This window comes from Hyphomicrobium sp. (assembly GCF_035572195.1).
Classification (GTDB): domain Bacteria; phylum Pseudomonadota; class Alphaproteobacteria; order Rhizobiales; family Hyphomicrobiaceae; genus Hyphomicrobium_B.
This window is the reverse complement of sequence record NZ_DATNBA010000104.1, coordinates 1-10,682: the sequence shown is the minus strand read 5'-3', so window position 1 is coordinate 10,682 and position 10,682 is coordinate 1. Positions and strand designations below refer to the sequence as shown.

Annotated in this window: 9 protein-coding genes; 5 read left to right on the top strand and 4 right to left on the bottom strand. The window is 61.7% G+C overall.

All coding sequences use genetic code 11. The features are described from left to right. The first annotated feature begins 286 nt into the window (after nt 1-286). From VN623_RS08710 to VN623_RS08700, 3 genes are all read left to right on the top strand, one after another. The gene (locus tag VN623_RS08710; protein WP_325570141.1) at nt 287-1,462 is read left to right on the top strand and encodes a VWA domain-containing protein; all 1,176 of its coding nucleotides are present in this window, start codon (nt 287-289) and stop codon (nt 1,460-1,462) included. Between the two features lie 210 nt (nt 1,463-1,672). Continuing rightward, nucleotides 1,673-2,188: a hypothetical protein gene (locus tag VN623_RS08705; protein WP_325570139.1), complete on the top strand. Its 516-nt coding sequence runs from the start codon at nt 1,673-1,675 to the stop codon at nt 2,186-2,188. A 341-nt stretch (nt 2,189-2,529) separates the two neighbouring features. After that, a complete protein-coding gene (locus tag VN623_RS08700; RefSeq protein ID WP_325570138.1) occupies nt 2,530-3,741 on the top strand; it encodes a GNAT family N-acetyltransferase in 1,212 nt (403 codons plus the stop codon). 30 nt (nt 3,742-3,771) lie between these two features. Here VN623_RS08700 and VN623_RS08695 read toward each other — a convergent pair whose 3' ends face one another. The 3 genes from VN623_RS08695 to VN623_RS08685 form a co-directional block, all read right to left on the bottom strand. Next, complete coding sequence (locus VN623_RS08695; RefSeq protein ID WP_325570137.1) at nt 3,772-4,836, bottom strand: NAD(P)/FAD-dependent oxidoreductase; 1,065 nt, start codon at nt 4,834-4,836, stop codon at nt 3,772-3,774. Between the two features lie 27 nt (nt 4,837-4,863). After that, entirely contained in the window at nt 4,864-5,184 is a 321-nt protein-coding gene (locus VN623_RS08690) for a 2Fe-2S iron-sulfur cluster-binding protein (RefSeq protein WP_325570136.1), read from the bottom strand. Nucleotides 5,185-5,378: 194 nt separating this feature from the next. Then, nucleotides 5,379-5,774 (bottom strand): Hpt domain-containing protein, encoded by a 396-nt coding sequence (locus tag VN623_RS08685; protein ID WP_325570134.1) that lies wholly within the window; start codon nt 5,772-5,774, stop codon nt 5,379-5,381. A 352-nt stretch (nt 5,775-6,126) separates the two neighbouring features. Between VN623_RS08685 and VN623_RS08680 the strand changes: the two genes are divergently transcribed. Further along, nucleotides 6,127-8,814: a hypothetical protein gene (locus VN623_RS08680; protein ID WP_325570132.1), complete on the top strand. Its 2,688-nt coding sequence runs from the start codon at nt 6,127-6,129 to the stop codon at nt 8,812-8,814. Between the two features lie 40 nt (nt 8,815-8,854). After that, on the top strand, nt 8,855-9,832 hold the full coding sequence (dgcA, locus tag VN623_RS08675; protein WP_325570130.1) for an N-acetyl-D-Glu racemase DgcA: 978 nt from the start codon (nt 8,855-8,857) through the stop codon (nt 9,830-9,832). Between the two features lie 9 nt (nt 9,833-9,841). On the opposite strand, the gene VN623_RS08670 is transcribed toward dgcA, so the two are convergent. Next, nucleotides 9,842-10,682, bottom strand: an 841-nt coding sequence (locus VN623_RS08670; RefSeq protein ID WP_325570128.1) for an MFS transporter, incomplete at its 5' end; no start/stop codon positions are given.

Sequence of the window (10,682 nt, the reverse complement as noted above, 5' to 3'; positions counted from 1 at the left end):
CACCGACAACTTCAACTATGTCGGCACCGGCGCTCTGATCAACTTCTGATCTGGTCCCGCCTACATCGACTTCTACAGGAAGCCGCCCTCCCGGGCGGCTTCTTTGCTTTATCGGAGCTTTGCACCTACGTTTCGATGATTTGATAGAAATCACCATCCCCCACTCCATGGCCGGGCTTGACCCGGCCATACTGAGCTAGGTGAAGAACGTCCGCGTCCACTTCAGGGACCCACCATGACGTGAGAGGGTTGTTCAGATGCGCCCACCCGTCCTAAGTTCGTGCCCATGTTCGAGACATTCTTCGCAGAGCTGCGCTCCGCCAAAATCCCAGTGACGTTGAAAGAGTACCTGACGCTGCTTGAAGCCGTCGGCTCCGGCGTCGCCGGAAATCGCGTCGAGGATTTCTATTATCTCGCCCGCGCGAGCCTCGTGAAGGACGAGCGCAACCTCGACCGTTTCGATCAGGTTTTCGGGCACGTCTTCAAAGGGCTGGAGCTGACCACCGATACACTTGAGGCCGAAATCCCGGAAGAGTGGCTGCGCCGCGTTGCAACGCTCTATCTGAGCGAAGAAGACAAGAAAAGGATCGCCGAGCTTGGCGGCTGGGAGGCGATCATGGAGGAGCTGAAAAAGCGCCTCGCAGAACAGAAAGAACGCCACCAGGGCGGCAACAAATGGATCGGCACCGGCGGCACGTCACCCTACGGCGCCTACGGCTACAATCCGGCCGGCATCCGCATCGGTCAGCACGAAAGCCGGCATCGCCGCGCCATCAAGGTCTGGGACAAACGCGAGTTCAAGGATCTCGCCGGCACTGCGGAAATCGGTACGCGGACGATCAAGGTCGCGCTGCGCCGGCTGAGGCAGTTCGCGCGCTCGGGGGCCGCGTCGGAACTCGATCTCGATAACACGATCCGAGGCACGGCGGAAAAAGGCTATCTCGATATTCGCATGCGCGCCGAGCGGCACAATACTGTAAAGCTTCTGATGTTCTTCGACATCGGCGGTTCGATGGACGACCACATTGCCGAAGTGGAAGATTTGTTCTCGGCGGCACGATCTGAATTCAAGCACCTCGAATACTACTACTTCCACAATTGCCTCTACGAGAGCGTCTGGAAGGACAACGCTCGGCGTTACACCGATAAGTTCGACACTTGGCAGGTGCTGAATACCTATCCCGCCGACTACAAGGTCATCTTCGTCGGCGACGCGTCGATGAGCCCGTACGAGATCACCGTCGCCGGCGGCTCGGTCGAGCACATGAACGAGGAGCCGGGCGGCTTGTGGCTGAAGCGCGTCGCAGAAATCTACAAGCATACCGTTTGGCTCAACCCGCTCGATCAACGCCATTGGGACTGGACGCCGTCGATCGGCATGGTTCGCAGCCTCGTCGGTGGCCGCATGTTCCCCCTAACGCTCGATGGCCTCGACGCCGCAACGCGCGAGCTGATGCGCTGAGGGATGGACTGTATCGCCATGGCCACGCCTCCGGACTTTTGCGTTCCTCCCTTATTACTGGCCTTAACCGGGAATTCCGCTCCCTATGCTCACGCTTACTCTAATTTCTGCTTGTTCCGGCTCCCCGCCGGGAAGTGGGAAACTCGCCTCGACCGTTGACGTACAGCGCGCTCTGAGCCATTGGATAAAGGGCTGGGTGGGACAATCCGCATGAAAACCGCAAGACTATGCGTCATGGTTTTGGCGACGGTGAGCCTCGGCGGTTGTGGCGCCAGTCTGCCGAGCTTGTCGACGGGGTCGCTGTTCGGCGGCACGTCCAAAGCTGCGACGCCGGTTATCCAGAACGATCCCACGTCACGGGCGATCGAGGTCGGATCGACCTCGGCGCGCGCCATCAAATGCGGCTATAATTTCGACCCGGCGAAACTCAAAAATCAGTTCCTCACGGCCGAGGCAGCGACCAACCCCGCCGACACCGCCAAGCTCACGCAGGTCTACGATGTGACGTTCAACGGCATCTCGAAGGCTCTTGCGACGAAGGGTACCGACTATTGTTCGAAGGCGAAGACGACCCGGATCAAGGAAGCGCTGAACCGCCATCTCGCAGGCGATTACACGCCATCGCCGCCGGAGCCGGTGGAACAAGATGAAGGACTGTTTGGCAGCGCTCCGAGTGCCTCCTCGAGCGACACGCCATTCAATTCAAAGGCCCCCTTTGAAAATTGAGCCGCCTCTGATCTGACGCCCCGTGCGCCCGAAGTTGATTGCAGGCTAGGCCGTGCGGCAGACGCTTTGATCTGAATTCAACATCAAGGCTGTCGAGGGCAGGCCCCATCCCCAATCGCTCTTTTTCGATGCGTCGGCCATGTTCGTGCCGCTTCGGCCCGGCAATGCGGTTCCAGCGCACCGCGGAAGGCATAGGGTAATCGCCGCCGCGGCCCTCCTCCTTCGACTTGCAGAGGCCTCGTAACCCTCGCCTAACGATTGCGGACTACAACCGGGGAAAGACCGTGCCCACACGCGGAAAACCTTGCGAAAAGGCTGTCATGGACGCCGCGGCCCGTTCAATGAGTTCACTCGACCTTCAGCAGTTCGGGCAGGACGGCGCGTGCGCCGTGGCAATCGAATCCGCCGCATGCCGGACCGAACTGCAACTGATCACCGCCCGCCGGGACTTCGACGCCCTTGAAGCCGAGTGGAACGATCTCTTCACCCGCGCCGGCAGGCCGACGCAAGTATTCCAATCGTTCAATTTCTGCTGGCACTGGGCAAACCACTATCTCAGCTCCTCGCCCGGCGGCATCCCGAGGCTGACGCTTTCCATCGTGACCGGCCGCCGCAACGGCCGGCTGATCGTGGTTTGGCCGCTCGTCTCCGAGCGCGTCCGCGGTGTTACCCAAACATTCTGGATGGGCAACCCAGTCAGCCAATACGGTGACGTGCTGCTTGACGGCGAGGCTGATGCCCTGCCGGTGATGCGCGCTGGTCTCGATTTTCTGCGCGCCAGGTCCAACTCCGATCTTCTGCGGTTGCGGCGCGTCCGGTCCGATTCCAACGTTGCGCCATTGATGGGTGTCATCGACGCACAAGTCATCGATCGCCAACTCGCGCCCTATATGAATCTGACGACCGCAACGGACTTTGCTGCCTTCGAGCAGCGCTATTCCGGTAAGACGCGGAAGAATCGGCGGCGCTTGGCGCGGCGACTGGAAGAAAAAGGCGCGGTCGAATTCGTGCGTCTGCGCGGCGGCGATGAAGCCCGTGCGTTGGCGATCCAGTCGATCAAGCTCAAGTCATCGTGGCTCAAAGACCGCGGGCTGGTTTCGAACGCCATCGCCGACGAGCGAATGTCCCGTGTTTTCGCCGATCTCGCAGAAGGCAAACTGAAGCCTGTCGAGTGCATCGTGTCGGCAATGAAGTCGAACGGCGAGGCGGCGGCGCTCGAAGTCTCGTTCGCTTGCAAGGGGCGTCTGGCGATGCACCTCATCGCCTTCAATCTCGAGTACGAAAAATCGGGCGCCGGTGTTCTCTTGCTCGAGCAGAGCCTGAAAAAGGGCTACGACGAGGGCCTAGCCGTCTACGACATGCTGGCGCCGGGTGATCCGTACAAATTCGATTGGTGCGATCAATCGGATGCCGTTTCGGACTGGGTGAAGCCGCTGAGCCTCAAGGGCCATCTCTACGCGCGGCTGTATCTCGCGCTGCGTGGTCCGGCAAAAGCACTGCTCAAAAACATGCCTCAGCCAATGCGCCGATTGCTGAGGAAGACCGTTGTGTGATGACATTGGAAACCAGGCATCGCGGCTTCGTCATTTAACGCCAAGCTTCTTCTGCAAGCTCGACGACGACGTTGTGTATTGGAACAGCAGCTTCTTGCCGGGATAAACGACCTTATGCGCGGCTTGCGCCATCAGCGCCGCCTCGTGAAAGCCTGACAAGATGAGCTTCAGTTTCCCCGGATACCAATTGATATCACCGATTGCGAAGATGCCCTTCTCGCTTGACTCGAAACGTTCGGTATCGACGTGGATGAGGTTCTCGTGAAGATTGAGGCCCCAGTCGGCAACCGGGCCGAGCTTCATTGTCAGCCCGAAGAAGGGCAGCATGGCGTTGCACGGGACGCGCTCCGGCCCACCGGCGGTCTTGACGACGAGCGAGGAAAGTTGGCCGGCCTCGCCTTCGAGCGTCGTGACCTGGCCGATGAGCAGCCGGACACTGGCTTCAGCGACGAGCTTCCGCATCTTTTCAACCGAGTGCGGCGCAGCGCGAAACTCGTCACGGCGATGAACAAGCGTCAGGCTCTTGGCGATAGGCGCCAAATTCAATGTCCAATCGAGCGCACTGTCGCCGCCGCCGACGATGACGACGTCACGGCCGCGCATCGTCTCCATTTTGCGCACTGAATAAAAAACCGACTTGCCTTCGTAGGCCTCGATGCCTTCGAGCGGCGGGCGCTTCGGCGTGAACGATCCGCCACCCGCCGCAACGACGATGACCTTGGCGAGAAACTCGGTTCCGGCATCGCTAGTCAGGCGAAACCGGCCGTCGCCGGTGCGGCTCAGCGCATCGATCCGCTCGCTGAAATGAAACACAGGAGCGAACGGCTTGATCTGCTCCATCAGGCGGTCGGTCAGCTCCTGACCCGAGACCACCGGCAGCGCCGGCACATCATAGATGGGCTTTTCGGGATAGAGCTCGGCACACTGTCCGCCGGGCCGGTCGAGAATGTCGATGACATGCGCCTTGATGTCGAGAAGGCCCAATTCGAAGACCGCGAAGAGACCGCACGGGCCCGCGCCGATGACGACGGCGTCCGTCTCGATCAGCTCGGTTTTCTCTAGCGCATCTAGCGCCGGCAGGCTCGTCATGTTCATTCGCTTGCTCAAAGTGATTAAGGGACTTCAGAACTGCTTGGCCGGAACACGCACCACCAGCCCGTCGATCGTGTCCGCAACTTTGATCTGGCAGGAAAGCCGGCTCCCTTCCCTGACATCGAAGGCGAAATCGAGCATGTCTTCTTCCATTTCGGAAGGCTTGCCCGTTTTATCGCGCCAGGCTTCGTCAACGTAGACGTGGCAAGTCGCGCACGCGCAAGCCCCCCCGCACTCCGCCTCGATACCGGCAATGTCGTTGAGCTTGGCGGCCTCCATGACCGTTAGTCCATTTTCAGCGTCCACAGTCTGGCTTTCGCCTTCGGGCTGAATGAACGTGATTTTCGTCATAGCTGAATGCGCGTCCTATGGGGATTTCGAGGAGCCGGCCGGATCATAGGCCCGGTGGCAGAGAATATCGTGCGGCAGCGCGCAGACTTAGAGCGACACTGCACGCATTTCAAGCTAAACGCCCGGCCGGAAGGCCGCGGCTTCGGGTCAGCTGCGAGGTGCGATAAGAAGTTTGTCTGTTCGCTACGTTGCGATTAGCCTCGGCCCCATACAGTTTCAATGTATTGGCGGACCTCCGAGGCTGCCTTGTCGAACTCGGCCACGGCGGCCTTGCAGGCCTCGCAATCGATGCCGAAAGTCAGCCTCTCCGCGCCTTCGGCGAGGCGCGCGATCCGCCAGGCACCGATCGCGCGGCCCGCCCCCTTGAGGCTATGAGCCGCCATTCGCCAGTCGCGCTCCGTCCGCGCCGTCCGCAATCCCGCGATCAGCTCAGGGAGCTGCGTCACAAAGAGCTGGAAAATTTCCGTTTCGAGTTTCTGATCGCCAAGCGTATAGCGCCGCAAATGCTGCACATCGACGGGCTCGGACGCAAGGTTCCGGTCGCTTGCCGGCGACTTCGGTTCGTCACGACGGGCCGGTATGGTTTGCATAACCCACCAAAAATTTCGATGCTGCAGCGATGCCTAGGCTCCGGCGATTATCGCCGCGCCGCGATAACTTAAGGTGAACCCACCCGGGGTGTTTTCAGCCGATGACGTCAATAGCTGCTTAACCTCACTGCGACCCCACGATCACGTCTTCCAGCGACTTTGCCGCAATGCCGCCGCAATAGCCACCGCGGCATGCTAACTCCATCAGATGCATAGACATTTCTTATGGTTAGAACATTCTTTCCATTTTGCGGACCGTTTAAAGTCCTATAGTCTCGGGCTCGAGAACCTGGGGGCCTGAAGCGCACGGGCTTGTCTCGCATACAGGGTTCGAGTGGGGGAACTTGCGCCGATGTCACAAGATCAGATTGCGAAACTCATGGCGATCTCCGGCAGGCTGCCGGCGACGGCGCCGGTCGAGCCAACGCTAGGCGGCATGGACGACGGCGTGCGTCAACCTTCGGCACCGCCGCCCCTGCTCGATTCCGAAGCAATTCAACTGAGCGCCGGCGCAACCGCAAAGCCGGCTGCGCCCGACGAGCCGCCAACGCGCCGGGTCGCCCGGCGTCGGCCCGCAGGCCCCGTACGCGGCAAGATCGCGGCCAACGACGACGTTCCAAGTATCGGCGGCCTCATCTATGCGCTCGAGCAGAAACCGTCGACCAAAGTATTCCGGATAGCCACGGTCGGCAGCATCATTTGGGCCGTCGTCGGATTGGCGTTCGGTGCACTGTCGCTGGCGCCTGAGTGGCACGCAGGCGCTTCACTCGGATCGCTGCTGCTGAACCCCGTTGCCTTCTACACAGCCACCGCGATTGTCGCGCCGATCGGAATCATTTGGCTGCTGGCGTTGCTAAGCTGGCATGTTGCATCGCTGGCGCTTAAATCGGCAACGATGAGCGAGGTCGCCATCCGGCTCGCCGAACCGGATCGCACCGCCGAACAGTCGATCGCCAGCCTCGGACAGGCTGTGCGCCGGCAAGTGTCATTCATGAATGACGCCGTGTCGCGCGCCCTCGGCCGCGCCGGGGAACTCGAGGCCCTCGTCCACAACCACGTCGCCGAACTCGAGAGCTCATACGAACAGAACGAGCGGCGCATCCGCGATTTGATCAAAGAACTGAGCGGCGAACGCGACGCCCTGGTCAACACATCGACCAGCGTTACCGATACGCTGAAGACGCTCGGCACCGAAATTCCGGCACTGATCGAGAAGCTTTCGACACAGCAGGTCACACTCTCCGGCATCATCTCCGGCGCCGGGGAAAATCTCGCAAGTCTCGAAGGCTCGCTCGCGACCGCCACCGGACGCTTCGAAGGCGCGGTCGGCTCGCGCACGCAGCAGCTCCAGAACGTACTCGAGGATTACACGACGGCCTTTTCAACGGCACTCGGGGCGCGAACGGAGCAAATGCGGTCGACGTTCGACGGCTACATGCACACGCTCGACACGACGCTCGGCAACCGTACCGAAAATCTGCAGACCGTATTTGAAGAATACGCACGTGCCCTCGATACGACGCTTGGGAACCGCGCCCAGGCACTAGACATCCAGCTCATTGAGCGCACGAAATCGCTCGACGATGCCTTCCAGCGACGGCTCCAACACTTCGACGACCAGATTGTTCGCTCGACGAGTGCCATTGACCATGCCGTGAGTGAAAAGGCGTCACTGCTTAGCAATGCATTGGAGCTGCATTCCAACACGTTCCGCGACACGATTGCGCAACAGGCGTCGGACCTCGACGAATCCGTGATGAACGGCATCAACGCCGTGCGCCAGACCAGCGAGAACATCACACGCCATACGATGAAGGCGATCGACGGATTGGCGAAACAGTCGGGCGTCCTGCAGAACGTAGCGGAGACCCTCTTCTCGCAAATCCACGGCGTCACCGACCGCTTCGAAAATCAGGGCCAGCAGATCCTGAAGGCTGCCAACGTCCTCGACACGGCGAACATCCGGATCGACACGGCCCTGCAGTCGCGTCATGCGGAGCTGGCGCATACCCTCGACCGCTTCTCAGGCAAAGCCGATGAGTTCGGCAGAACACTCGCCGGATATTCCACCAATCTCGAAGGCTCGCTGACGAACATCGAGCACAGGGCGCGGGCCATCGCCGAGGAATTGCGCGACGGCGCTGAAAGCCGCTCTCGCGAGCTGATGGCGGAACTCGACCGGGTCAAGAGCGAAACCGAAACGCAGAGCAACCGGGCCATTGCCGATTTGCGCAGCCGCTTCCATAGCGTTTCGGGCGAACTGTCACGCGAATTCGAAACCATGTCGAACCGGCTTTCGACCGCATCCGAAGAAACCCGCATGCGCGCCGCCGAAGCCGCAAATACCCTCGCCCGCGAGCAGGCCCGCATTCGCGAGGAAGCGGCTCATCTTCCCGCTTCGGCTCGCGAGACTGCGGAAACGATGCGTCGTGCACTGCAAGATCAGCTTCGCGCCATCGATCAGCTGACGCAGATTTCAAAACGCGCCAACGCACCGCGCGACATCGTCAAGCCCGAAATCGGCGCCACCCGTCCGATGGCTTCACTCACTTCCACCATGGCGCAACAGGAGAGCGGTTCGAGCCGGGGCAAGGGCGCCTCGCATTCGGAAAGCCGTGAAGGCTGGTCGCTGGGTGATCTACTGGCTCGCGCGTCGCACGAAGACGAAGCGCAAGCGGCGGCCCGCGAAGCCGCGCCGGCGGCTGGCCCCGTGCGCCTCGACGTCGCAACGATCGCGCGCGCCCTCGATCCGGCGACGGCCTCGGCGATCTGGAGCCGAATTCGGGCCGGTCAGCGCAACGTCCTGGTCCGCAGTATCTATGCGCCCGAAGCCCGCACGCTGTTCGACCAGATAGCGGCCCGCATCCGGACAGACGCCGACCTCGAGCAGTCGGTGTTCCGTTACCTCAACGATTTCGAACGGATCATCAAGGACGCCGAAGGGCGCGACACGAGCGGCCGCAGCGCCCAGGGCCACCTCGTCTCGGATACCGGGCGCGTCTATCTCTTCCTGGCCCACGCCGCCGGACGAATTCACTAGCTTTGCAATCGACCTAACTCACCAATCTCGATCGCAGATCATGCCCGCTTTCGACGTCGAAGCTCGAAGCGAAGTCTGGCCGCTCAAAGAGGCCTTCACCATTTCGCGTGGATCGAAAACGGCGGCACACGTCGTCGTCGCCATGGTGCGCGACGGCGCGTTCGAGGGCCGCGGCGAGGCCGTTCCCTATGCCCGCTACGGTGAAACGGTTGCCGGCGTCCTCGAACAAATCCGAAGCGCGGCGCCGCTCGTCTCGACGCGCTCGGAACTCGCCATCCTCTTGAAGCCCGGCGCGGCGCTGAACGCTCTCGACTGCGCTCTTTGGGATCTCGAGAGCAAGCGCACCGGCGTGAGCGTTGCCGAGCTGGCGGGGCTGCCCGGTCCGGCTTCTGCGATAACGGCTTTTACGCTGAGCCTCGGCGATCCGGAGGCGATGGCAAAGAAGGCCTCAGAAGCGAAGGGTCTGCCGCTGCTGAAACTGAAGCTTGGCGGCACGGGCGACGATGCTCGTATGCGCGCCGTACGCCAGGCGCGCCCTGATGCACGGCTCATCGTCGATGCCAACGAGGCGTGGAACCCGGATAACTTGTCGGCCCTCATGGCCGTTGCGGTCGAATGCCGTGTCGAAGTGATCGAGCAGCCGCTACCGGCGGGCGACGATGAAGCATTGCGGGACTACCGTCGGGCGGTGCCCGTCTGCGCCGATGAAAGCGCGCATACCGCCGACGACCTTCCGCGTCTCGCGGGTCTTTACGATGCCGTCAACGTCAAGCTTGACAAGGCCGGCGGCCTGACGGGCGCCATCGCTCTCGTGCGCGCGGCGCGTCAGCAAAATTTCAAGGTGATGATCGGCTCGATGGTCGCGACGTCGCTCGCCGTTGCGCCTGCCATGCTGCTGGCATCGCAAGCCGATTGGATCGATCTCGACGGGCCGCTGCTGCTGGCGCGCGATCGCGACCCGGCGCTGCGCATCGCGGCAGGTTGCATCTCCCCTCCGGATCGCGAGCTATGGGGATAATGATCGCGGTCAATTGACCGGCAGCGCGATAAGCGGACCGCCATTCCAAGTCTTGGCGAGCCGCAACGCCGCCGTCAGTGAAACCGCCGCGATCGCCGCCATCGCGAGATAGGAGAGCGACCCGGCATCTGCGTAGAACCAGCCCGCGATCAGCGTAGCGCACCCCATTGCAACACCCGACGCGACCGTCGCGTAAAGCGCCTGAGCACTTCCGGACTTTTCGCGAGGTATCGCGTCGTGAATGAAATGAATGGCGCCGATGTGCGACGCGCCGTAGGTGACGCCGTGCAGCACCTGCAGCGGCACCAGCACGGCGACCGATGGTTCGAACGCTAGCGCGACCCAGCGCACGATCGATACGGCAGCGCCGATCGCAATCAGCCGCGCCGCGCCGAATTTCTCCACGACAAGGCCGGAGACGGAAAAGAGTAGCACCTCGGCCGCCACGCCGATGGCCCAAAGTCCGCCGCTCCACGTCGCGGAAATTCCCTGCTTCTGCCAAAGCAACGTGGCGAATGTCAGGAACGTGGCGTGCGCCGCCTGGACGAGACCGGTTGCAATCAGGAAGAGCTGGAACTCCCGTTGCGCGAGGAGTTCCCGAGGCTCCGCCGCCTTCCAGATCGGCACGGTTGCCTCCGTCGGAGGCACGCGTCTCACCTGCTTCGGCAGTGCTTGAGCGGCAATGACCGTGGCGCCGCAGCCGACCGCTACGAGCCACACGCCGGCGCCGCCGCCATATTGCGTAATGACGAGGCCGCCGAGAAAACTCGCGACGACGAAGGTGAGCGATCCCCACAGCCGCATCCGGCCGTAATCGAGACCGCGTGACCGCATTCCTTGGACCGCAATC